The following is a 22,345-nucleotide window of genomic DNA, read 5'->3' on the forward strand; positions in this document are numbered from 1 at the left end:
TGAATTGTGCAACCCGCAAGCTGACTATTGTGAATGGCGGCAACGTGTCTTAAAGAGACGTGCGGTGGAAAGTGTTGGGTGGCTGCTTACCCATAGCCCGCTGCGATTAACCCCTCAAACTGCCTGCCGTAAAGCTGACGCCCAGCGGCTGAGCGCGATGACACATTGCCAAGCTGCCGCCAGCGCCAGATTGTTAGCCCGTCATGAGTTTTCAGTGGCCTCAAGCCTCTGTATCCTCGGCCATTTCCAGGGCGTCATCAACCTCGATTCCCAGATACCTCACCCTGCTTTCAATTTTGGCATGACCAAGTAAAAGTTGCACCGCGCGTAGGTTTTTGGTGCGCCGGTAGATGACTGATGCCTTGGTGCGTATCATGGAATGGGTTCCGTATGCAGAGGAGTCAAGACCAATCTGCTGCACCCAGTTGTCCACAATTGCTGTGTCCTTCATTAACATGGGAGAGCGGCGGACCAAGCATCGAAAGGCTGTTTATCAAGCCGCATCGAAGAAAACAGACCAGCCGGATGATCGATCGCAGCGGGAGGCATGTCCACCTGCTGCAACAACCTTGAGTCTGCGCGGGCAATATGGAGGCAATATGGATCGATATCCACAATTGATCCATATTCGGTTCGAATCTGATCGGCGTGAAAAGGGGATGCATTCCATCCCTCTCACAACACGCAGGCTTCGGTCTGTCTTTTGGGCTCCAAGGCGACCACTTCGTCGTCAATCAATCAATGTACAGAAAACGCAGGGCTAGCGCAGTGCATACATCGGCCAATCAAACTGGGTAACGTAGACCGCTGCAGCGGGTCAGGTCTGGAGTTTCAATTTACCGGCTCCAAGCACAGGAGTTGCAGCATAGTTGACCGACGCTAGCGACAGCCCAAGACAGGAAGTTGCCAGTCAAACGTATATTGTGACGCACGAACATAGATGATGTGGAGCCTTTGAACTGACACTGTGCAGCTACAAGCGGCAATACAGATCCTACTGGTTAGTTTTACGCTCCAGTGTGAGCATTCGAAGCGCCATATCGTTGAAGCGGTCCGCAATGATTTCCGGGCCTAAAGGGCCATCTGTACGAATCCATAGATAGCTGTAGAAGTACATGCCCAAAACACCTTTGAGGACGATGGGATCGTAGGGTCTGAAGTAGCCCTTTTCTGCGCCCTCAATCATGGCTTCTCGCCAGGCTTTCTCATAGGCAAGGTGGAGACCCATCACCTCGGAATGTCGAGGATCAGTCAGGCAATTGACTTCTCGAAAACAAACAGTGAGTTCCGCTTGATGAGAGCTAATTTTCATCACCAGATGACTCCCCAGTTTGAGGATGCGCTCCCGAGGGTCAGGCTCCGCACTGGCGCAAACACTGAAACTTACCAAGTCAGCAATGTATTCTCGCGCAATGTCATACAAAAGGTCTTCTTTGCTGTGAATGTGGTGGTAAAGCGCTCCCCGCCCCAGTTGAACAGCCTCTTGGAGCTCGGTCATACCCACCGCGTGATAGCCGTTCAACGCAAACAACTTAGCGGCTATTTTCAGTATTTTTTTTCGCTGTGACAGGTCTTCTTGTGTCATGGGTGTCGTTTGATGTTGTGGCGAAATTGAGGTGAATGAACGGGTTTAAATAGCAAAAGGCAACAAGTTGCGTCAAGCGATCCAACAAAAGTACATCCCTGACCGTTCTTTAGCTCCATTTTTAAGCATTGAGGGCAACTCAAGCCTAGGGAAAACACTGATAACCAACTGTTTGACTTTCAGGGATGGGACGGTTACTGTACCGATCAGTCTGTTTTGAACACTTGATAAATATTAATTTTTCCGATCCCAAGACTTTGTCCATCCTTTGCTTGAAGGATGGAAAGTAGACCTAGAAATGAATGACTGATGGCGACAAGTAGATCATTGGATTCTTACTGCAGTCTTGATCAAAAAAAGGAAACAACGCACGATGATCCCGTATTTGGCACAGCTCTTGCATAGGTAAAAACATCGACTGCGGAACATTTCATGCCCAGTGCTGACACATTGACCGAGAGACTTTCCACGATGAGCTCACAGCATCCGACTTGTGTCAGGGTCAATGCGAGCTTGCAAAATCGCGCACACTGGCCGCTTGGAAATGATGACTCAAGTAGAGATGGCGATTCAGAAACCATGCAATGGCCTGAGAGAGATGACGCTTTCAAGCAAGTTCGTTGAGCTGAATTCGATGATCACTTTTTCAACAAGCTGGACCAATCAGTCGGTCGTTAGTTTTTATTATTGTTAATATAAGTATTTTAATTAATACTTAAAATAAAAGGTCGTTGTGATTCAATTAAAAAATATACATAAAAGTTACACCGTTAAGGATAAGATTATTCCCGCCTTAAGCGGAATTGACCTTTCTGTTAAAAAAGGCGAAATATTTGGTGTCATCGGACATTCAGGTGCTGGAAAGTCTACACTCATCCGTCTCATCAATCTTTTGGAACGCCCCTCGCAAGGTGACATCACTGTTGATGGGAAAGAAATACTGAAATATGACACGCTCGAGTTAAGAAATTTCAGAAGAAATATTGGAATGATTTTCCAGCATTTCAATTTACTCAGCTCCAAAACGGTCGCAGAAAACATCTCCTTTCCCATCCGAATCGCAGGAGAGCGGGATAGCGCCAAAATTGATGCCCGCATCGACGAGATGCTCGAGTTGGTCGGCTTGAGTCGTCACAAGCACAAGTACCCCAAGCAGCTGTCAGGAGGGGAGAAGCAACGCGTTGGCATCGCCCGAGCGTTAGCGAACAAGCCAAGTGTTCTTTTATGTGACGAGGCAACCAGCGCACTCGATCCGCAAACAACGCGATCCATCTTGCAATTGCTCCGGGAGATCAATGAAAAGTTGAACTTGACTATTGTTCTCATCACGCACGAAATGGACGTTATCAGAACCATTTGTGATCGCGTCGCTGTGATTGATGGCGGAAAGATTGTGGAGAACGGACCGGTGACGCAGGTATTCCTACACCCGCAACACCCGACGACCCGCAGCTTTGTGTTGGAAGCCGAAAACTTAACCGACGACGAATTGAGTGAAGGCGCCAACCAGACGGCCAAAGGCGTCGTCAGGCGCCTCACCTTCATGAGTGGATCGATGGATCAGCCTGTCATTACCCAGATTGCCAGAGAGTGCGGCGTCGATTTCTTAATCCTCAATGGGCGTTTTGGAAAGATCAAGTCAACGCCTTGCGGACAGTTGACGGTGTCCATCACTGGAGATGCCGACAAGGTAGGGGCAGCCATACAAAAACTCACTGATTCAGGTGTCGTAGTTGAGGAGAATTTTTAATGTTGGAATTTTTTCAAAATCTCATGTCGAGCGGTGTCGCCTGGGGAGATATTGGCTGGGCCTCTATTGACACGCTTTTGATGCTGGCGGGCGCGTTGTCACTCACATTGCTGCTGGGTTTGCCGCTTGGTATTTTGTTATTTCTAACAAGCCCCAAAAAACTACTGTCTTCTCCCAAAATTTATGCTTCTGTGTCTTTTGGTGTGAATATCCTGCGCTCGTTGCCCTTCGTGATTTTGCTTATTGCCATGATACCGGTCACCGTCTTACTAACAGGCACGTCACTCGGCGTTGCAGGCGCGATTCCACCGCTGGTGGTTGGAGGAACGCCTTTCTTTGCGCGACTGGTCGAAACCGCACTGCGCGAGGTGGACCACGGCATTATTGAGGCCTCTGTGGCCATGGGCGCCAGCGTGCGACAAATCGTGTTTAGCGCGTTGCTGCCAGAAGCCTTGCCAAGCATCATCGCGGCGGCCACAGTGACGGCCATTGCGCTGGTCTCTTACACCGCTTTATCGGGTGTGGTGGGCGGCGGCGGATTGGGGGATCTGGCCATTCGCTATGGATACCAGCGTTTTCAATTGAATGTGATGTTTATCACTATCATTCTGCTTCTCATCTTGGTCCAGATTCTCCAAACAGCGGGAGACAAACTGGTTACACACTTTAGTCGCTGAGAGTTGTTATTTACTTTTTTACTTATCAAGGAAATTTATGAAAAAGCTATTACTTGCCGCCGTATTAGGTGCCTCTATGATGGCTCACGCTGCTGACAAACTGATTGTGGGCGCCAGTCCCACACCGCATGCAGAGATACTGGAATATCTCAAACCGATGCTCTTGCAGCAGGGTGTGGATCTGGACATCAAGGTCTATACCGATTACGTTCAGCCGAATGTCCAACTCGTTGAAAAACGACTGGATGCCAACTTCTTCCAACACAAGCCCTATATGGATGAATTCAACCGGAGCCGTGGTGCGTCGGTGCAAGCGGTGGCCGATGTTCTCATCGCGCCATTTGGTGCTTATTCAAAGTCCATCACCAATATTGCAGATTTGAAGGATGGCGCTGTGGTTGCCATCCCCAATGACGCCGTGAACAGCGGTCGTGCATTGCAGCTTTTAGATCAGGCCAAAATTATTAAATTGACTGATCCTAAAAACAATATGTCAACTGAGAAAGATATTGTACAAAACTTGAAAAATATCAAAATTAAACAACTCGAAGCACCTATGCTGCCTCGGGTTTTGGGTGAAGTGGATCTTGCCGTTATCAACACCACCTTTGCATTGGAAGCCAAACTCAATCCCAGCAAAGATGCGCTTTTCCTAGAAGGAGGCCAGTCTAGTTACGTCAATTTGCTCGCTGCGCGCGCTGACAATAAGGACAGTCCCGCCATGAAAAAATTGGTGGCTGCTTTGCGCTCACCTGAATCGAAAAAATTCATCCTTGAACGCTTCAAGGGCAGTTTGGTCCCCGCGTTTTAATCGATTCCCACACTTAAACGACAAAAGAAACTCAAGTCAATCATGAATCCTGAAAAACAATACAAAATTGAAACGCTGGCGGTACACGCCGGCCACTCCGTCGATGTGGGCACGGGCGCTGTGACCGAGGCGATCCATCTTTCAACCACCTTTGAGCGGGACGCCGATGGCGGTTACTCGCGCGGCTTTCTGTACTCACGCAATCACAACCCCAACCGCAACGCCCTCGAAGCGGCCATGGCAGCACTTGAAGGCGGAGAGGCAAGCGCGGCATTTGGATCGGGCTTGGCAGCAGTGACTGCCATCTTCCAGGGCCTGATGCCGGGGGATCACATCATTGCGCCGGCTGATATTTATCACGGTACTGCCAATGTGTTGAAACATCTGTTCGCCAAATGGAAAGTCACGGCGTCATTCATTGACATGACAAATCTGGACGGGGTGCGCAGTGCTTTAACGCCGCAGACCAAGATGATCTGGATCGAAACGCCGTCCAACCCGCTGCTGCAATGTGTTGACATCACGGCCATCGCAGAGATTGCGCATCAACACGGTGCACGCGCCATTGCTGACAACACATTTGCGAGCCCCATTTTGCAGAAACCCCTGGAACTGGGATGCGATATGGTGATGCACGCCACCACAAAGTACCTTGGCGGACGCAGCGATGTGCTGGGCGGCGCGGTGGTGTCACGGCTGAATGACGATCACTTTGCCCAGTTGCGCACGGCTCAACTTTTTGGTGGTGCGGTGCCCTCGCCCTTTGACTGCTGGCTGGTCATGCGCAGCTTGCCTACGTTGCCCTACCGCATGCAGGCGCACTGCGCCAATGCGCAAAAGGTGGCGGAGTTTTTGCATGCGCACGACAAGGTCAGCGTGGTTCACTACCCCGGCCTCCAAGGCAACCCTTTCCATGCGCTGGCCAGCAAGCAAATGTCTGGTTTTGGCGGAATGCTCTCGTTCGAGGTCAAGGGGGGGAAAGACGCCGCGATGGCGTTGGCCGCCCATGTGGAAATTTTTACCCGTGCCACAAGCTTGGGCGGGGTTGAAAGCTTGATTGAGCACCGTGCCTCGATTGAAGGCCCTGAGAGCAAGACGCCACAAGGTTTGTTACGCGTCTCCGTTGGGCTTGAACACGCGGATGATCTGATTGACGACTTGAATTCTGCGCTGACGCACTGCGCATGAACCATCGGAGATGGGCTGTTGGGCTAATCGTATTAGCCCAATGGCTGGGCACCTCGCTGTGGTTTAGCCCGAATAGTGCGGCCGATGAGCTGATGCTGGCTTGGCACATCGGGCCTGCCCAGTTCGCCTGGTTGATTGCGGCCACTCAGTCGGGCTTCATTCTGGGCACCCTTTGGCTGGCATATTCTGGCTGGGCCGACCGGTATTCCACCAGCCGGGTGTTTGCCATTTCCTGCATGCTGGGGGCTGTCATCAATGGCGTTTTCTCCGGCGGATGGATTGGCTACGAAGGCGGCTTGGTGCTTCGTCTTGCCGTTGGTTTTTGCTTGGCTGGAATCTACCCTCTGGGCATGAAAATGATTGTCGGCTGGGTTGGCAACAAGTCGGGGGCGGCCCTGGGTTTGCTGGTGGGCATGCTGACCCTCGGCACCGCATTGCCTTATGGGGTGCGCGCCATGGGCGCCAGTTTGCCCTGGCAGGCCGTGATTCAGGTGTCTTCTGTTTTGGCATTGGTGGGGGCAGCTCTGGTATTTTTTCTAGGCGATGGCCCCCACTTGCAGCGGAGCACCGGCCAGCAAGGAAGCTCTTTCAGCCGCGCATTTAGCGTGTTCAAAATCGCGGATTTTCGGGCGGTCGCTTTGGGTTATTTTGGCCATATGTGGGAGCTCTATGCTTTTTGGGCGGTGCTGCCTTGGTTGGCCAAAGAGCTGATCAGTGCGGCGGGGCAATCCCCGTGGGGTGTACCGGCAACGGTGGCTTCGGTCAGTTTTTTTGGAATTTCCGTGGGCTTCCTGGGGTGTGTGTCTGGCGGACGAATGAGTCTCAAACTCGACAGCGCCTATGTGGCCGCAGCAGCCCTGTTTGCCTCTGGTCTGCTGTGTCTGATTTACCCCTTGCTGAACCCAGAATGGGGCTTTCTTCGGTTTTTTGTGCTTCTTGCATGGGGATTTTTTGTGGTCGCCGACTCACCGCAGTTCTCCTCCATGGCCGCCAGAAGTTGCCCTGCGCAATGGGTTGGCAGTGCACTGGCGATACAAAACAGCATCGGGTTTTTAATCACCATTGTCAGCATCACAACGCTTCTTCATTTTGTGGAAGTTTTAGGAGCGAAGGCCGTGTGGATATTGCTGCCCGGACCGGTGTTGGGATTGGTGGGCATGTGGCCCCTATTACAACGACGATGGTCGACGCGGTGGGTTAATTTGGAAAAGATGAGGAACACAACATGAACGAATCTATCGCGGAAATTTCTGAAACCTTTCAAACCTACATGGTGGATATGCGGCGCAAAATGCACGCTAACCCCGAGTTGTCCTTCAAGGAACAGGCCACCTCTCAATTGGTACAGGAGGAACTTAAAAAACTCGGCATTCCTTTTGAGTTGGCTGGTGACTATGGAGTAGTCGCCACGATTGAGGGGAATAGTAAGCAACAGATGGTGGCTTTGCGTGCCGACATGGACGCCTTACCCATCAGGGAAAACAACGAGCACCTGGCCTATTGTTCAAAGAATTTAGGCGTCATGCATGCCTGTGGCCACGACGGTCATGTCGCGATGTTGCTGGGTGCCGCGAAGGTCTTTCAGCAGATCAAGAGTCAGATGAATGGCACAGTCAAACTGTGTTTTCAACAAGCAGAGGAACGTGGGGGCGGCACGGCAGACATTTTGAAGCTGTTGGCACCCTTCCCCATCAAAAGTGCATTTGCTATCCATTTGTGGTCAGAGATTGAGAGTGGGAAATTTTCCGTTCAATCAGGTCCTCGAATGGCTGCGTGTGATATTTTCGAAATCCTGATTCAAGGGCTAGGTTGTCACGGGGCGACTCCGCAGAGAGGCATCGACCCTATTGTGGTCGCGTCATCGATTGTCATGAACACGTCCCATCTGATCTCACGTGAGATCGACCCCACCCATGGCACTGCACTGACGTTTGGCAAACTGCATAGCGGAGACGCGGGGAACGTGATTCCAGACAAAGCGGTTTTGGCCGGAACCATCAGGACCACAGACAAAGCGGATCAGTCGCATTTGCAGTTAGCGTTGCGCCGGGTGGTCCAAAACACGGCAGACACGTACCGTGCCCAAGCTGAAATAAAAATCTCGCGCGGTGGCGGCATGCTGTTTAACGAGGCGCGCTCCAGCCAACGTGCGGAAAAGACAGTGACGGAACTATTTGGGGCAGATCACTTGATCACGCACCCTTCGCTCATGGTGTCTGAGAATTTTGGTGATTTTCTGGACGTTTATCCGGGCTTAATGGCCTTGATTGGCGTTCAAAATGAAAGCTGTGGCGCGAACTTTCCGCACCATCACCCAAGTTTCAATATTGATGAAGCTGTTTTGCACAAAGGGGCTGCGCTGCATGTGGGCTATGCCTTGAATTGCTTCCTAGAGATCATCTAGTTTGAATGGAGGCGACATGGAGAGGATTTCCTGACATGAATGTGACCCTGATTGGATGCAGCCGTTCGCGCGTTGGGGTTTTGGCGAATCGGTAAGAACGTTTTCGCCGCGTTCTCGATTGTGGCCCCCCCCCCAACGGAATCAGCGTTGAACTGAGAGGCAGGAGCGCTGCTCTAAGCGGGAGGTAGGGCGAAGCGCTCAATTAAGGCTTGGCGCTTAGAGGGCAGAAAGTTGATGCGCTCAATGTCCCGATGGACGGCCTCAACCACCCGTGGGTCCATGACTCGGAACCACAACGGCGGCAGATAGCTAGCAAAAACATGCCGAAGTAACCCGAGGGAAGCCTGGGAAAATCGCGCAGTGACTGGTAGCTGCGCCCCGGGTGGGCGTGGCAATGCCTCGACCTTAAGCCTCACCCCTTGTAAGCCATGGTTGGATGAGGTTTGATATGTAGATTTGGTCTTGCTGATTTTCGACCGGGTCTGCGTTTGTGTGAATTTGCGCCGAGCAAACCAAAGGCTTTCTCCAGCAAGGCAGCCAGACACTCCAGTCCGATCACCAATCTGGGCAAGATTCGCTGCAAACACGCACCCGCATAGGCCCAAAAACGGGTACTCGCCGTTTCTAGTTGTCTGACCGGTTACGCTGCACTCCTGTCAACGTTCTTTACGCCGCCAATGTCAGCAATATGATTCAGTCGAGGTGAATTGAAGGGCGGCTATATGGAACTCCGCGGTTAATCCGGTGAGTTTTCCATGTTGGGTTCTAAGACCGGTATCGGGCAGGCATTTCGCCGAAATGAAATTCGGCTTTGGGCACGATGCCGAAGTTCATGAACGGCCGGTTGTTGGCAGTGAGCTGTACTGGCCCAAAGGAGTCGGTCTGGTGACAATTTCAACGTTGACGATCTACCGCACGACGGATTCGATCAAAGGCAGTTGTTTGAAGACTGCTTCATGAGCATTTGGTTCGGAGTGGTCACACCGTCGAGATCCAGAAAGAGCATCATGATGTTGGACCGGTCGTAGCATTGACTCTTAGATTCCCAATCTTTGCGTTCGTTGCCCATAGTTATCCTGAGTTTTTACAAACTCAGGATAACGTCTCAATCCGCTGGATGGGCTCCATGAAGGTGCGCCAAGCATGGTCGCCAACCTTCAGCGCCCGCGCATCGGCCAGAGCATGGTGTGGGGGCCAGTCTTTGGTGTAGGTTTGGTTTAGTGCCTGCTCAAATACCGGGTGCGTGATGGTATGACTGTCCAGATACAGCTGTTTAGCGAAGTCATTAGGCGGCTTACTGTGAGGTCGCCCAAGCATGGCGACAGCCAGCAACCTCCAATCCCACTCATAATCATAAATAACAGTGGCGGGTTCTGGCAACTGTTTGAACCATTCCCGCACCCTGTCGGTTAGTTGTGGACGGCTACAAGCCGAATCAGGCACGCGGCCCAGCAAGGGCAGCACGGTGTCATTCACAAAGTCGCTGCAATCCTGCGGGTAGTAGTCGGTTCGCTCGGCGTAAAACTCGCGTCCATCCTCACTCACCAGCGCGATGCTGATGAGGTCAGGTCGGGCGAATTTTGTAAATTCGGTGTCAAGGAAAACTAGCATGGCTCGGATTTGTTGGCGCCGTTTGAATCTTGACATGCAGAGGTGCGGCAGAAATTTTGGACTGGTTTATGCCATAAGTCCGAAGATGTTTTTTTTAATTGTCATATCTTCTCACCGCCCTGCAGTACATCAAAGTGTGCCCCTGTCCTTTCAGTGGTTTACTGGCCCTTCGTTGCGACCACTTTTCCTCAATGTCGAAGTTGCAGCCCTCACCGTCAATGACCGTTTCCACCCGATTGCCGACCGCTCAAAGCCCGCCTCAATAAACCACAACCCGTTCAAAAAATCCGTTAAGCCCGTGCCACCGGCATATCCGCCCAGCAGGTGGTGTAGCCGGGCGTGCGCCGCTCTTGCTTCATGGCCCAAACCCGGTTGTCACTCGCCAGTCCGGCACTGGCCAGCAGGACGGTGCCCCGGCCGTATCGCAGATTCAGGCCATCGAGGGTTGTCATCAACCGCCCCCGGTCTTCTTCCTCATCTTCTTCCAGTGCCAGTTCACCCTGCTGCACCGTGTCAGGCTGCAAGCCCAGCAGCATGACGCCAGCCTTGGCCAGCTTGAATCCAGGGCGGTAGATGGCCGCCAGCCCGTTGAGCGCAGCGGTGACGATCACGGCGGTGTCGGCACTGGGCCGGCGCAGCGGTACGGTGGTGGAGCGACTGTATTGAGCGTCTTGGCGAAATGGACTGGTGCGAATGAATACCAGCACCTGACTGACCAGGCTTCTTTGCTTGCGAAGTTTCACCGCTGCCCGGCTGGCAAAGTCTGTCACGGCTTCATTCAGGTCCGCCAACTCGGTCACTGGATGACCAAAGGAGCGGGTACAGGCAATCTCCTGCTTAGGCTTGGGTGCGTGCTCCAGCTCGATACACGACGTGCCCTGCAGCTCCCGGACGGTACGCTCCACCACCACGCCCCAGCGGCTGCGCACCATGGCTGCGTCCAGTCCGGCCAGTTTCAGCACCGTGGTGATGCCTGCAGCATTGAGTTGTTTGCTGAGCTGGCGGCCCACGCCCCAGACTTCGTTGATCGCGGTGGCGGCCAACACGGCATCGAGTTCAGTCGGCGCCAAGGCGCTCAGGTCGCAGACCTGGGCCAGGTGCTCCGGATAGCTGCCGGGCTTGCGTTCGGCGGTCTTGGCCACGTAGTTGCCCAGCTTCGCCAAAGTCTTGGTGGCGCCAATGCCAATGCCGCAGGGGATGCCGACCCACTGCAGGATGCGCGAGCGTATCTTGTGGCTGCGCACCGTCAGGTCGCCCCGCACGCCCGTCATGTCGATAAACGACTCGTCAATCGAGTAAATCTCCTGCTGCGGGCCTAGGCCGGCGGCGAGACTCATCATGCGGTCGCTCAAGTCACCATACAGGGCAAAGTTAGCCGACAGTGCGACCAACCCGTCAGAGTCGGCCAGGTGCTTGATCTTGAACCAGGGTGCCCCCATGGCAATGCCCAGGGCCTTGGCTTCGTTGCTGCGAGCGATAGCACAGCCGTCGTTGTTGGACAGCACCACCACTGGTCGGTCCTGCAGGCTGGGGCGAAAGACGCGCTCACAGCTCACGTAAAAGTTGTTGCCGTCCACCAAGGCGTACATGGGGCAGCACTCAGACGCGAAACTGCTTGATGGCGGCGATCACCACCCCCCAGATTTCCAGCGTCTGGCCATCTTTGGGAGTGATGTCGGCAAAGGTGGGGTTGGCGGCCTTGAGTTTGATGCGCCCGCCGCGCTGGTACAGGGTCTTGCACACAAAGTCGCCATCAACCACGGCCACCACCACCTGCCCGGAGCGCGGCGTGATGGCACGGTCCACCATCACCACATCGTTGTCAAAGATGCCCGCCTCAATCATGGATTCACCACGCACCCGCAGCAAATAGGTGGCCTGAGGGTGGCGCATCAACTGCGCCATCAAGTCAACCCGCTGCACGACATGGTCCTCGGCAGGCGAGGGAAAGCCAGCCGTGATCCGGCATGGCAGTGCATTTACCCAGAGTGGGGCCTGGGAAATTGGGACAGGCGTGTGGAGGTCTAGGATGGCGTGCGACATATGACTGTTGTTTTATACAGCATAGTATCCCACCCCGTGTCATCACCCACTGCCTTCTTTTTAAGCGCAGCCCGCAAGCCTAGCACTGGCGCCACATCGAACAGTTGTTCAATGACTTATCCACAGCTTAGACCACAGGTCGTGGGGGTAACTTGGTAAGAAGCCCCGGATTTAGGGTGTGACTGGAAGACCAGAATCAGGTTTGCCTCGGGATCAGACGATCATCTGTTTGTTGATTGAGGATTGACTCGAAACTGAAACTGGCCTAACCAAGCGAATTCCATTGGACAGCCCTACGCAGTAGCGGTCACGGTGTTTACCGGCCAAGAGCCGTTATGCTGCTTGGAAGAATCACCTCACGGAGCGCGCAATGACAACACCTTCCCATCTCAGCGGCCTGCAACTTCGTTCACTGGTCAAAGCCACCGGTGAATTAGAACTGTCTCTCGTCAGTGTTGAGACTCCCCAGCCCGGCCCCGACGAAGTGGTGGTGCGCGTCGAGGCCACGCCCATCAATCCGTCGGACATTGGTCTGCTCTTTGGAGCGGCAGACTTGAGCAGTGCCAAAGCATCGGGGACAGAAAGTAGTCCGATGGTCACCATGCGCATCCCAGAACGCGCAATGAACAGCATGGTCGCCCGCGTGGGGCAATCGATGGCGGTGGGCAATGAAGGCGCTGGTGTTGTCGTGGCAACAGGCCACTCCCCGGCGGCGAAGGCTTTCATGGGCAAGACGGTGGCAATTTTGGGCGGCGCCATGTATGCCCAATACCGCACCATCAAGTTTGACCAGTGTCTCGAGCTGCCCGAAGGTGCCACCTCAGCCGATGGAGCATCCTGCTTCGTGAATCCATTGACCGCACTGGGCATGGTCGAGACCATGCGCCGGGAGGGTCATAAGGCACTGGTGCATACCGCAGCAGCGTCGAATCTCGGACAAATGCTCAACAAGATCTGTATCAAAGACCAAATTGGCCTGGTCAACATCGTGCGCAAGCCTGAGCAGGCGGCCCTGTTAAAGGGCCTGGGTGCCCCATACGTGTGCGACGCCTCTTCGCCCACTTTCATGTCAGACCTGACCCAGGCGCTGGTGAATACAGGGGCTACCATCGCTTTTGATGCGACAGGTGGCGGCAAGCTGGCAGGCCAAATCCTGACCTGTATGGAGGCAGCGCTCAATAGCACTGCCGCCGAGTACAGCCGGTACGGCTCAACCACGCTCAAGCAGGTCTACATCTATGGCGGGCTGGATACGGGCCCGACAGAATTCGTGCGCAACTTTGGCTTCGCATGGAGCATGGGGGGCTGGTTACTCTTTCCATTTTTGCAGCGCCTGGGCGAGCCTGCTGTGCAGGTGCTTAAACAGCGCGTCGCGGCAGAATTGAAAACCACATTTTCCAGCAATTATTCGAAAGAAATTTCTTTGGCCGAAGCCCTGGAATTGGACGCGATTGCCGTTTACGGTCAGCGCTCCACTGGAACGAAGTACCTGATAAACCCTCACAAGACGTGAACCTGCTCGGTTTAACAGCTAACCAGTGCCATCAACCGATTCGATTGCGTTTCGGCTAGTACGGCATCGGCTTGGGCATTGACCTTTTAGCCCACGGCGATGCCCAGTAAACCAGACGAACAAATGAACGCACTACACCCCAAGAAGCTGCTGCTCTCCAAGTGGACAGCCGTCAAGCCCATCGCCAAAAACAAGCACTTTCTCGTGTCGAAGGTGATCGAGCCCGATTTGCCCGAGGCTGCGATTGAATGGGTTGAATTGGAAGCGGTGTATTCAAAGCAGCAGATCCGCCTTGCATGGCGAGATCTGCGTGACGCATCTCAGTGGAAGCAAGGGTGGGTCTGAGGCAGTCTGCTGTGCTCGCAGTAATTTTCTCGACAATGCTCCACAACACCTGAACACATGAAGCCCAACTGGTAAGAACGACACATCCTGCAGGCAGCACTGGACTTTGCCTGCGGCATGCTAATGGTCTCGCGCATGCGGCAACTGGTGGTATCGCTATCGCTGTAGCGTATGCTGGCGCTGCATTCGGGAAAGTTGCCTACAGATTGCCTACAGGTGGCACAAAACAAAAAAGCCTGCTATTTATTTAATAGCGGGCTTTCTTTACTTTACTTGGGGTGGCTGATGGGGCTCGAACCCACGACAACAGGAATCACAATCCTGACTTTTTTATATTTCCCCTTGTTGATTCGAGTAGTAAAATCTATAGAAATCAATATCTTAAACACACTGCACTGTACAAGTAAACAGCTAAGTCGTTGATTGATATTCATCAAAATAGTGTAAATTTGGCTACATGGTGGCTACATGGAGTGACCAGCAAGTCATTAAGAGGTAAATGATGGCACGACCGCCCAAAGACCAAGCGCCAGACCTGAGCGAAGCGCAAGACCTGACAGCCGGTTTAATCGAGCGCCTGACCTGCCCTAGCGATAGGACTCAAGCCTTCCTACGTGACACCAAGGCGCCCGGCCTGCGCGTGCGTGTAACTACTGCTGGCGCTAAATCGTTCGTGTTTGAGGCCAAGCTGAACCGGCAGACCATACGGCGCACCATCGGGGACGTTCGCGCCTGGAGCATTGACGCCGCCCGCAATGAAGCGCGCCGACTGCGCGTGACATTGGATGCTGGCACAGACCCCCGCGAGGTAGAGCGCGATCGACAAGCCGCCGCCGTTGAAAAGCAGGCCGCCGCTGTTGCCAAGGTGGAAGCCGACAGGGTGGCAGCCCTGACCGTGGGCGAAGTCTGGACCGCCTACCTGATAGAGCGAAAGCCATATTGGGGTGACCTGCACTACCGAGACCATATTGACAAGGCCAAGGCCGGGGGCTTACCGTCTGGCCGCCGTGGTGGTGGCAAACAACTGACCACGCCGGGGCCGCTGGCCGCGTTGATGCCGATGGCATTGAAAGACCTCGATCAAGGGACCATTGAACGCTGGGCCGCCAGTGAAGGGAAAACCCGCGCATCATCTGCTCGCCTTGCCTGGCGGCTGCTAACCGTCTTTCTGACGTGGTGCTTTGAACAGCCCGAATATGCCTCCTTACTGCCCGCCAAGAACCCAGCCAAGACTAAGAAGGCCCGTGAGTCATTGGGTAAGGCTGGAACCAAATCGGACGTGCTGCAGCGCGAGCAGCTAGGCGTGTGGTTCGCCGCCGTGCAACAACTTCAAAACCCAGTGATTTCCGCCTGCCTGCAAATGATGCTGCTGACTGGTGCCCGGCCGGGCGAAGTGCTGGCGCTGCGATGGGAGGACGTGAACACACAGTGGAAGGGAGTCAGGATACGCGACAAGGTGGAGGGCAACCGCGAGATACCGGCAACGCCGTACATGCTGCACCTGCTGGCCACACTGCCCCGCCGCACGATGAAAGACAAAAAAGGCAATCCAGTTGCTAACCCTTGGGTGTTTTCCAGCCCTACCAGTGCCAGCGGTTGCCTGACCGAGCCCAACAACCCACACACCCGCGCCTGCACGTCTGCGGGCCTTAAAGGGCTTACCCTGCATGGCTTGCGCCGGTCATTTTCGAGCCTGACCGAGTGGCTGGAAGTGCCTGCCGGGGTTGTGGCGCAGATACAAGGCCACAAGCCGAGCGCCACGGCTGAAAAGCATTACAAGGTGCGCCCGCTGGAACTACTGCGGGTTCACCATGAGCGAATGGAGGCTTGGATTTTGGAACAGGCAGGGATTTCCTTCGCGCCTGGTTGACAAACGCATTACTTGGCGGTGCGCCGGACGGCCTATCTTGGATACATCGCCTATCTTGGATACATAACCTATCTTGGATACATAACCTATCTTGGATACATAACCTATCTTGGATACATAGCCTATCTTGGATACATAGCCTATCTTGGATACATAGCCTATCTTGGATACATAGCCTATCTTGGATACATAGCCTATCTTGGATACATAGCCTATCTTGGATAGCTACCGGCCCAACAAGCTTGGCAACTTGGAGAACGTCAAAATAACAAGATTTACGTTTTTTTGTCGCAAACATTTTGGTGGTAAATTGATAATTTTTCATTGTGGAATCATAGAAAATGTTAGTCAGAGACCAACTCAAAATCCGCATGGACCATCTCAATATGCCTGTCAGTGAGCTCGCTAAGAGACTGGGCGTGTCCGGCCAAAGTGTTCGCCACTGGCTGTCTGGGCGCAGCTTCCCAGGGAAAGCCAAATGCAACCTAATCGAAGATGCGCTCACCTTCAAACTCGACTTCAGCGAGGGGGAGTCAACCCAAAGCATCACCGTCGAACAATCACTCAAGGAGACAGGCGTAAAGACCCTCCTCGCCATCAGCAAGCTGCCACCGCAGGTACAGCTACTGTTCTCCAATCTGGCTGCCGAGTTCGTTGCGATGCACACCGCTTCAAAGACGCCCGAGCCTTGGAAAGGCACCGATTCAGATGATGCATAAGCCCGTCCGCGGCCGTCCGAAAAGACCGCTCGCTTAAACGACGGACGAAACTCCGGACAATCCCGCTAATATGCCCAACCTTTTTTGAGAGTTGAACGGAAGTCTGAATGAATCAAGAAATTAATCAAAATACAAAGAAGAAAAAATATGCAGATGAAAAGGTGATCGACTGGATTCAGGAGCAACCCAAAGACGAATTTGCAAAAACCAAAGAACAGCAGCTAGAAGAAGCTGAATTTGCTATTTCATGGATTGAATCAATCACGCGAGCCGACCACTGGTTTTCGATGCCTGTAATTGACCCACTAGAGGCTGCAATGCTGCTGTGTCAAGTCAATCCGAACGAGGCAACTGAAGATGTCTTCCTCCGTTTGGAAACCTACCGGGAGGATGGGGCTTCGATTGAGTCGTCACCACAAGATCACAAAGAAATACTGCAGCAACTGCAGACTCTGCAAAGACATGACTCAACTCCGCGGACGTTGATTCAATGGTGGCAAGCTGCAAAAGACAGAGGAATAAAGCATCACTCATGGATTGACAGGTATATCAAAGCAACCGGGAGAACCGATGGCGCCGGACAGCCGACCGTCACAGTGAAAGAGACTGCCAAAGAGCGTCGAACACGATGGCTCGAATGGTTCGAGGCAGTCGGTGGCCGTGGTGCCTTGGAGCGAGTCTATGAAAGGGAACTGCTACTCAACCCCAAGGCGGACCGTTCAGCTATTGGAAAGGCAATCAAAAAAGCCGATAAGGAAAGACATGAAGAAACCCGGAATGGCATGTGGAACGGGCTTGAGACGAGGGTAAAAGACGGCAAAAAACTACCGTAAGTCACCCGGAACATACCCGGACCCTGGTTTGGTTCGCCAATGGAAAGGAACTTGAGAAGTTACCCCATCGGACGGGGGTAGATACCCCAAAGGTCCACTGAATTCTTTCCACAAGCCGATATGGCTATAGAAAGTAACTCATGACGACCATTGCTCATCAACAATTCCCCGACCTTTTGGCAGAACAGCGCCCGACGGTTGACACGGCGACAGCTGCTCACTGGCTTTCCCGCCGCCCTCAGACAATGCGATTCTGGGCGCTTACCGGGCACCCTATCCAGCCCCGGCGAGTCAACGGGCGTCTAGCCTGGCCGACTGTTGAAATCAAGCGTTTGCTGGGGGTGGCGTAATGCAGTGCGGCGTATTCCCCTCTAAACACAACTCCGTTACAGCCGATATATTGGCCCGATTGATTCAAGGTGATAAGTTGACCAGCCTGAATACCGTATTTGACGCCAGCACCACCAGGCTTGCCCCAAAAATTCACGTACTCAAGCACAAGAATGGATGGGAGGTTTTGTCTACACCTTCAGTCATTCATACTGTTGATGGGCGCATCACCGGGGTCAGCGAGTACACCCTTTCTGCCGCCAGCATCGAAGCCGCGATGTCCAATGGCGGGGCCCAGTACTGCCAGAAGGTTTGGGTCGCCCGAGATAGGCTGCGTCGAGGGCTGCAGTGACAGCGGGCTCGTACTCGAAGGACTTGTACTTCTTTAGCGTCGGCACCATCGGCCGATCCACGAGAGATGGGCGCAAGCCTTCGACACTTCTTCAGGCCGCACGTCACAACCGCCGGGCGATTCAGGCTGAGCTCGGAGCCGACAGCCACATCGACCCAGAGCGTATCTGCCTGAATGAGACGCTTGCTGGGCCAGCGACACCGGCTGAGGTGGTAGCGCTGGCGCATAGCTCAATGATCAGCGCTGGTGTGGTCGTGGAAAAACTGCGGAAGGATTACGCGCAGGCCGTCGAGTTTTTATTCAGCCTGTCCGCGGATACTGAAGTCGACATCAGAGACTACTTTCAGCGATGCGTGGACTGGGTGGGTGAGCGGTTCGGCGCAGCCAACATACTGAGTGCTGACATCCACCGGGACGAGTCGGTGCCGCACTGCCATGTGCTGCTGTTGCCTCTAGTGGACGGGATGATGCACGGCAGCAAATTAATAGTCAGGCCGGAATTGGCCAAGCTGCGCGTGTCGTTTGAGCGGGACGTTGCGCGCAGGTTTGGGCTCAAGAAGCCCGTAGGCCGATTGACTGGCGCGACGCGCGGACGTGCTGCGCGACTGGTGTTGGAGCGACTCGAGTCAACTCAAGACGCGGTGATGAAGAGTGCGCTGTGGCTGACGACACGCAGAGCTATTGAGCATGATCCAACGCCTTACCTGGCTGTGCTTGGCATTGATATCCAACCAGACAAGTCGGCGCGCAAGGCAAAGACGATGACGGACATCTTTACCAGCCCAGGTAAAGGGCCTAAGGCTGAGCCATTCAGCAGAATTGTGATGGATGTCTATCCCGGAAAACCAATAGGTTTTGCGCCGCGGTGGGCTAGCACCGCCGGTGGCAACAACGCGGCAACCGATCCCGAGAAACCAATAGGTCTCTCTGGCTGCCATGAAGGGGAGCGAAACCTATCCTGTGTAGGTTTCGCTCCGTCATCTGCCGTATTTCTGTCACCCATTCCTGGCGAGCCCATGAGCCTGCAAGGACCTGAAGCTGATGATGATTATGATTATGATGATGTCGCTATGGCAGAGTCTGACAGCACTCATGACTGCGAAGCTTCAACGGCCGCTCCAAGGGCTCGGTGGGCACACGCGGCAAACAATAGCTGCCAGAAAAAGCCGACTTTCCCCGCCTCGTGTCCCTGTTGCCTATTCCACCGTGAATGCAACCCCCAATGCAACCTCACGGCATTGGATTTCTGAGGTGGATATGATGCAGCGAACGGGAAGCATCTACGTTCCAAGCTGCATACCCCGCAAAGAACATTGGCGAGCTGCTGCGCAATTGACAAACCATGTTGCGCCAGTTTTGGCAGCGGTCAGCCGGTCAAGCTTTGTCCAATTGGTATCACGCGGGTGTAGAGCATGGAGGTTGCATCGGGGCTGGATGGCCGCAGCAGGCCAACCCCATCCTGGCAAAATTCAACTGCCAGCTGCGCAGCAAGACGAATGACTTTCTCTGGTTCCGACGTGGCTATCTGGAACACCAGGCTGTCCTCCCGCTGGCCCCGAAAATAACCCTCTGCTCTGCTGACAGTGAAGGAAGCAAAAACCGCCGCGCATAGCATCACTGCACGCTGACGATACTCGTCGGAAATCTGACCCGACGCGGGCGATCCCAAAATGATGCTGTACATGGGGCCGACGTCCTCGACCCTATATGGCGGTGTCGCTGGCAGACTCATTGGGTGGCACCCCTTTCGCTGCCAACGCGGTCACCACGGACAGAGGACGGTGCTGTGTTGGGCGTCATGGCTGCACCTGTTGATGACTCTGCCTATTCCCGATCAACATGCCCGCCGGCGTCACTCCCGTCGGACGGGGCAGCCCGGGATGGCTGGCCCCGACCACCCGCGCAGCCTCGGGTGCCCTCGCTGGCCGCTGCGACAGCACGTTGTAATGCCAACCGAAGTCGATCAGCGTCTTGACCAGGCCTTCGCAAGGCAGTCGGTTATGCGACAGGCGGCAGTCCTGCAGGCGCCAACGCCCGTATAACCGGTCCGGCCCTCGCATGCCTTCATCCGGTAGATCACGAACCAACTCCAGCGTGGCGTAGCGCCGGCCGTTCTTCCTGACGGAAAAGAACCGGCTGGGTTGACTGGCCTTTTTGCAGTCATAGCGAAGCTTGTACAGGCAACTCGACATGGCCTCCCCCTCATTCCACAAGGCGACCTCATTGACCAGGGGCGTGATGTCGTAGCCGCGCCATGGCATGGACCCACAGGCAAAGTGCCAGTCGCTTGGTCGGCTCGACAATTGCTCCGCCCTGGCGCGGCTGACCTCAAGCTGCTGGCGTTGGTGCCAGGCATTGGCGCGGCGCAGCACCGCAGACCAGGTCATACGCAACGAGACGGCGCCGCCGTCGGATTGAAGCCATTCATCGATGCGCTGAAGCTCCCCTTGAGAGGCAGCACCGTGGCGACTGGCCAGACGAAGCAGGCTCATGTCTTCCTCGCTGTCGGGAACACGGGGCATGCGATCAAAAAAATAGTAGCTCGCCTGGATGAAGTAGGCGAGGAGTTCGGGGCTGGGCGCGACCTGAAAGCCGTGGTCGACCAGGGTCTGGGTATAGTGAATCAGGCTGTCATAGCGCAAGTTCCGATTGCGCAGAATGGGGATGAAGCTGCTGCGCTCGCTGCGACACAGCAGGCGCCAGGCAGCCGCTGAGAAACAGCTCTTGATGGCGTCGGCATTGGGCAGGCTGATATCAGGCCTGAGATGAACATGGCGCGCGTAGCGGCTTAGCCAGCGCAGGTCTTTACTCGCGGCTGGGGCTGACGTACCGCTGACTTGGGTGCTACGGGTCATGATGCACCACCTTGACGGCTGGCATCAGGATTCAGAAGTTGAACGTCAGGTGCGTCTTCACCCTCTGCACGGAACCTGAAATCGAGTCCGAGTTCTTGCGCCTTCAGGTTCGCCTGCGCAATATCATCCCTGAGCTCGGCTGCGTAGTAGCTGCTGCCGGGATGCTCACCTTCAACGATGACGACGCCCAGCGCCTTGAGAATGTTGCCGTCGAGATTGGAGAACATCCCCAGGGCGGCGCTCTGTCCACTCCAGCAGTCATCGAACCAATCGGACTCACCCCAGTCGATGTCTTCGTCGAGCCAGTCCTGGATGTGCTCCTTGAAGCTGGCCAGGCCAGGGTCACCTTCGTGCTCGACCCAATCGCACCAGCCAGTGTCGGGGTCGTGACGCAGCGCGGCGGCCAAAAAAACCAGGCGCCGCCGTTTGATCAGGCCGAGCGCGCAGTCATCATCATCTAGCTCAGCTTCAATGTCTTCCAAATGGCTTGCAGCCAGCCCAGAGAAATAACACGCAAGTGGACTGCAGCCCTCTACCTGGGAGATTAGGTCTTCCGTGGAATGGATGGCGCGCGGTGAAATCGACTCGAATACGTCAGCGCGCGTCTTGGGTTCGGTCACCCCGGGGTAGGTGATGGTGCCGTACTCTGCGACCTCGTAGAAGGTCAAGGCTGCAGGTGCAGGAGTCAAGCTGGATGATGAGCGCCGTGATGATTTCATGTCGCAGCCCTCGCCTGGGGACTTGGCTGGGTACAGCGCAGAAATGGCTGATTAAGAAGATAGCGCTCGGAGGTCAATAGGAACCGCTGAACAAGGTTGGGCTGGTGGGCCCGGGGAGTCACGACCGAGGTCGTCTTGAATGCAGCCATGTGGCGCTCCTGGTTTAGCCGCATTCGACGAGATGTCTGGGGCGGCAATCAGTCAAAGCCCCCAAGCTGTTGACCCCGAAAGGTCGGCCGGCCAGGCCAAAGTTCACATTCGGAGTTGGTCAATGAGCCAAAAAAAACCCACTAACAGTGAGCTGCCGGCTTGGTTGCTCCCGAAGGAGCCGCATGTGCACTTGCAACCACCTTGCCCCGGAAGGCAGGTTGGTGTGGGCTTACGCCCAACTCTTAATGTTGCGTTGATTATGCAGCTCAATCGGTTGGCGGGTCAACCTTATGAAGGTTCGGTTTATTTATGATCGGTTTTCCGCAGCCATAGTCAGTTCCCGACCCATTGGAGTCTTTCGCCTTGAGTCCGCAGAGTTCCGCTTACCCTCCGACTGCGGAGATGGAAGCCCATGCTCAACGGTCTGCGCCTTGCCGAGCATTTTCGAACGCCCATCTCTGTACTCGGAAGCCTTTGGCCGACAGCGCCGAGGCGGCGTCCATTCCTCGGGTGACCGGTAGCTTCATCTGCAAACGGCCAGCTGGACAAGATTCGAAATTCCCTTCGAATCCAAGGGTGCCGGGATACTC

At 54.5% G+C, this 22,345-nt stretch carries 20 protein-coding genes, 1 pseudogene and 1 riboswitch; of the genes and pseudogenes, 13 read left to right on the forward strand and 8 right to left on the reverse strand.

All coding sequences use genetic code 11. The annotated features are described in order from the left end of the window. Window positions 1–220: 220 nt before the first annotated feature. Both J8G15_RS06740 and J8G15_RS06745 read right to left on the reverse strand, forming a co-directional pair. Window positions 221–436: pseudogene (locus J8G15_RS06740) on the reverse strand (integrase); the annotation flags it as partial. Between the two features lie 558 nt (window positions 437–994). Next, on the reverse strand, window positions 995–1,585 hold the full coding sequence (locus J8G15_RS06745; protein ID WP_210546741.1) for a TetR/AcrR family transcriptional regulator: 591 nt from the start codon (window positions 1,583–1,585) through the stop codon (window positions 995–997). A 733-nt stretch (window positions 1,586–2,318) separates the two neighbouring features. On the opposite strand from J8G15_RS06745, the gene J8G15_RS06750 reads away from it, so the two are divergent. Genes J8G15_RS06750 through J8G15_RS06775 form a run of 6 tightly spaced genes read left to right on the forward strand, consistent with a single transcriptional unit; the run spans window position 2,319 to window position 8,415 of the window. Continuing rightward, the gene (locus tag J8G15_RS06750; protein WP_210546742.1) at window positions 2,319–3,335 is read left to right on the forward strand and encodes a methionine ABC transporter ATP-binding protein; all 1,017 of its coding nucleotides are present in this window, start codon (window positions 2,319–2,321) and stop codon (window positions 3,333–3,335) included. Then, window positions 3,335–4,012, forward strand: a complete 678-nt coding sequence (locus J8G15_RS06755; RefSeq protein ID WP_210546743.1) for a methionine ABC transporter permease — start codon at window positions 3,335–3,337, stop codon at window positions 4,010–4,012. The genes J8G15_RS06750 and J8G15_RS06755 overlap by 1 nt, the downstream gene beginning before the upstream one ends. A gap of 37 nt (window positions 4,013–4,049) precedes the next feature. Next, window positions 4,050–4,823 (forward strand): MetQ/NlpA family ABC transporter substrate-binding protein, encoded by a 774-nt coding sequence (locus tag J8G15_RS06760; protein ID WP_210546744.1) that lies wholly within the window; start codon window positions 4,050–4,052, stop codon window positions 4,821–4,823. Window positions 4,824–4,865: 42 nt separating this feature from the next. Further along, a complete protein-coding gene (locus J8G15_RS06765) occupies window positions 4,866–6,011 on the forward strand; it encodes a PLP-dependent aspartate aminotransferase family protein (protein WP_210546745.1) in 1,146 nt (381 codons plus the stop codon). Continuing rightward, a complete protein-coding gene (locus tag J8G15_RS06770; protein WP_210546746.1) occupies window positions 6,008–7,240 on the forward strand; it encodes an MFS transporter in 1,233 nt (410 codons plus the stop codon). The genes J8G15_RS06765 and J8G15_RS06770 overlap by 4 nt, the downstream gene beginning before the upstream one ends. After that, window positions 7,237–8,415: an amidohydrolase gene (locus J8G15_RS06775; RefSeq protein ID WP_210546747.1), complete on the forward strand. Its 1,179-nt coding sequence runs from the start codon at window positions 7,237–7,239 to the stop codon at window positions 8,413–8,415. The genes J8G15_RS06770 and J8G15_RS06775 overlap by 4 nt, the downstream gene beginning before the upstream one ends. A 1,092-nt stretch (window positions 8,416–9,507) precedes the next feature. On the opposite strand, the gene J8G15_RS06780 is transcribed toward J8G15_RS06775, so the two are convergent. From J8G15_RS06780 to J8G15_RS06790, 3 genes are all read right to left on the reverse strand, one after another. Continuing rightward, the gene (locus tag J8G15_RS06780) at window positions 9,508–10,026 is read right to left on the reverse strand and encodes a 3'-5' exoribonuclease (RefSeq protein WP_210546748.1); all 519 of its coding nucleotides are present in this window, start codon (window positions 10,024–10,026) and stop codon (window positions 9,508–9,510) included. A 290-nt stretch (window positions 10,027–10,316) separates the two neighbouring features. Beyond that, complete coding sequence (locus J8G15_RS06785; RefSeq protein ID WP_210546749.1) at window positions 10,317–11,615, reverse strand: Y-family DNA polymerase; 1,299 nt, start codon at window positions 11,613–11,615, stop codon at window positions 10,317–10,319. Window positions 11,616–11,625: 10 nt separating this feature from the next. Continuing rightward, window positions 11,626–12,069 carry a LexA family transcriptional regulator gene (locus J8G15_RS06790; protein WP_210546750.1) on the reverse strand — a complete coding sequence of 148 codons (444 nt, stop codon included), beginning with the start codon at window positions 12,067–12,069 and terminating at the stop codon, window positions 11,626–11,628. A gap of 370 nt (window positions 12,070–12,439) precedes the next feature. On the opposite strand from J8G15_RS06790, the gene J8G15_RS06795 reads away from it, so the two are divergent. The 7 genes from J8G15_RS06795 to J8G15_RS06825 all read left to right on the forward strand — a co-directional run bounded on the left by J8G15_RS06795 (window position 12,440) and on the right by J8G15_RS06825 (window position 19,281). After that, window positions 12,440–13,582 (forward strand): zinc-binding dehydrogenase, encoded by a 1,143-nt coding sequence (locus tag J8G15_RS06795; protein ID WP_210546751.1) that lies wholly within the window; start codon window positions 12,440–12,442, stop codon window positions 13,580–13,582. 123 nt (window positions 13,583–13,705) lie between these two features. Next, window positions 13,706–13,927 (forward strand): TIGR02450 family Trp-rich protein, encoded by a 222-nt coding sequence (locus tag J8G15_RS06800; RefSeq protein ID WP_210546752.1) that lies wholly within the window; start codon window positions 13,706–13,708, stop codon window positions 13,925–13,927. A gap of 502 nt (window positions 13,928–14,429) precedes the next feature. Further along, window positions 14,430–15,797, forward strand: coding sequence for an integrase family protein (locus tag J8G15_RS06805; RefSeq protein WP_210546753.1), 1,368 nt, complete (start codon window positions 14,430–14,432; stop codon window positions 15,795–15,797). Window positions 15,798–16,168: 371 nt separating this feature from the next. Further along, window positions 16,169–16,516 (forward strand): helix-turn-helix transcriptional regulator, encoded by a 348-nt coding sequence (locus J8G15_RS06810; RefSeq protein WP_210546754.1) that lies wholly within the window; start codon window positions 16,169–16,171, stop codon window positions 16,514–16,516. A gap of 107 nt (window positions 16,517–16,623) precedes the next feature. Beyond that, window positions 16,624–17,349, forward strand: coding sequence for a hypothetical protein (locus tag J8G15_RS06815; RefSeq protein WP_210546755.1), 726 nt, complete (start codon window positions 16,624–16,626; stop codon window positions 17,347–17,349). Between the two features lie 517 nt (window positions 17,350–17,866). Beyond that, window positions 17,867–18,031 carry a hypothetical protein gene (locus J8G15_RS21465; RefSeq protein WP_240538469.1) on the forward strand — a complete coding sequence of 55 codons (165 nt, stop codon included), beginning with the start codon at window positions 17,867–17,869 and terminating at the stop codon, window positions 18,029–18,031. A gap of 23 nt (window positions 18,032–18,054) precedes the next feature. Continuing rightward, on the forward strand, window positions 18,055–19,281 hold the full coding sequence (locus J8G15_RS06825) for a plasmid recombination protein (protein WP_210546757.1): 1,227 nt from the start codon (window positions 18,055–18,057) through the stop codon (window positions 19,279–19,281). A 116-nt stretch (window positions 19,282–19,397) separates the two neighbouring features. Here the strand turns inward: J8G15_RS06825 and J8G15_RS06830 are convergent, their stop codons facing one another. The 3 genes from J8G15_RS06830 to J8G15_RS06840 all read right to left on the reverse strand — a co-directional run bounded on the left by J8G15_RS06830 (window position 19,398) and on the right by J8G15_RS06840 (window position 21,605). Further along, on the reverse strand, window positions 19,398–19,715 hold the full coding sequence (locus tag J8G15_RS06830) for a hypothetical protein (RefSeq protein ID WP_210546758.1): 318 nt from the start codon (window positions 19,713–19,715) through the stop codon (window positions 19,398–19,400). A gap of 112 nt (window positions 19,716–19,827) precedes the next feature. After that, on the reverse strand, window positions 19,828–20,886 hold the full coding sequence (locus J8G15_RS06835; RefSeq protein ID WP_210546759.1) for a hypothetical protein: 1,059 nt from the start codon (window positions 20,884–20,886) through the stop codon (window positions 19,828–19,830). Further along, complete coding sequence (locus J8G15_RS06840) at window positions 20,883–21,605, reverse strand: hypothetical protein (protein ID WP_210546760.1); 723 nt, start codon at window positions 21,603–21,605, stop codon at window positions 20,883–20,885. The genes J8G15_RS06835 and J8G15_RS06840 overlap by 4 nt, the downstream gene beginning before the upstream one ends. A gap of 299 nt (window positions 21,606–21,904) precedes the next feature. Next, window positions 21,905–22,009, reverse strand: a riboswitch (SAM-I-IV-variant riboswitch). Window positions 22,010–22,345 lie beyond the last annotated feature (336 nt).

This window comes from Rhodoferax sp. PAMC 29310, from assembly GCF_017948265.1.
Taxonomy (GTDB): Bacteria; Pseudomonadota; Gammaproteobacteria; order Burkholderiales; family Burkholderiaceae_C; genus Rhodoferax.

What these genes read in the sequence shown, in the direction of transcription:
- J8G15_RS06815 (WP_210546755.1), top strand. Translation starts at nt 16,624, where the DNA reads ATGAATCAAGAAATTAATCAAAATACAAAGAAGAAAAAATATGCAGAT.
- J8G15_RS06785 (WP_210546749.1), bottom strand. Translation starts at nt 11,615, where the DNA reads ATGTACGCCTTGGTGGACGGCAACAACTTTTACGTGAGCTGTGAGCGC.
- J8G15_RS06800 (WP_210546752.1), top strand. Translation starts at nt 13,706, where the DNA reads ATGAACGCACTACACCCCAAGAAGCTGCTGCTCTCCAAGTGGACAGCC.
- J8G15_RS06805 (WP_210546753.1), top strand. Translation starts at nt 14,430, where the DNA reads ATGGCACGACCGCCCAAAGACCAAGCGCCAGACCTGAGCGAAGCGCAA.
- J8G15_RS06775 (WP_210546747.1), top strand. Translation starts at nt 7,237, where the DNA reads ATGAACGAATCTATCGCGGAAATTTCTGAAACCTTTCAAACCTACATG.
- J8G15_RS06760 (WP_210546744.1), top strand. Translation starts at nt 4,050, where the DNA reads ATGAAAAAGCTATTACTTGCCGCCGTATTAGGTGCCTCTATGATGGCT.
- J8G15_RS06790 (WP_210546750.1), bottom strand. Translation starts at nt 12,069, where the DNA reads ATGTCGCACGCCATCCTAGACCTCCACACGCCTGTCCCAATTTCCCAG.
- J8G15_RS06795 (WP_210546751.1), top strand. Translation starts at nt 12,440, where the DNA reads ATGACAACACCTTCCCATCTCAGCGGCCTGCAACTTCGTTCACTGGTC.
- J8G15_RS06780 (WP_210546748.1), bottom strand. Translation starts at nt 10,026, where the DNA reads ATGCTAGTTTTCCTTGACACCGAATTTACAAAATTCGCCCGACCTGAC.
- J8G15_RS06830 (WP_210546758.1), bottom strand. Translation starts at nt 19,715, where the DNA reads ATGTACAGCATCATTTTGGGATCGCCCGCGTCGGGTCAGATTTCCGAC.
- J8G15_RS06810 (WP_210546754.1), top strand. Translation starts at nt 16,169, where the DNA reads ATGGACCATCTCAATATGCCTGTCAGTGAGCTCGCTAAGAGACTGGGC.
- J8G15_RS06835 (WP_210546759.1), bottom strand. Translation starts at nt 20,886, where the DNA reads ATGACCCGTAGCACCCAAGTCAGCGGTACGTCAGCCCCAGCCGCGAGT.
- J8G15_RS06755 (WP_210546743.1), top strand. Translation starts at nt 3,335, where the DNA reads ATGTTGGAATTTTTTCAAAATCTCATGTCGAGCGGTGTCGCCTGGGGA.
- J8G15_RS06765 (WP_210546745.1), top strand. Translation starts at nt 4,866, where the DNA reads ATGAATCCTGAAAAACAATACAAAATTGAAACGCTGGCGGTACACGCC.
- J8G15_RS06745 (WP_210546741.1), bottom strand. Translation starts at nt 1,585, where the DNA reads ATGACACAAGAAGACCTGTCACAGCGAAAAAAAATACTGAAAATAGCC.
- J8G15_RS06840 (WP_210546760.1), bottom strand. Translation starts at nt 21,605, where the DNA reads ATGAAATCATCACGGCGCTCATCATCCAGCTTGACTCCTGCACCTGCA.
- J8G15_RS06770 (WP_210546746.1), top strand. Translation starts at nt 6,008, where the DNA reads ATGAACCATCGGAGATGGGCTGTTGGGCTAATCGTATTAGCCCAATGG.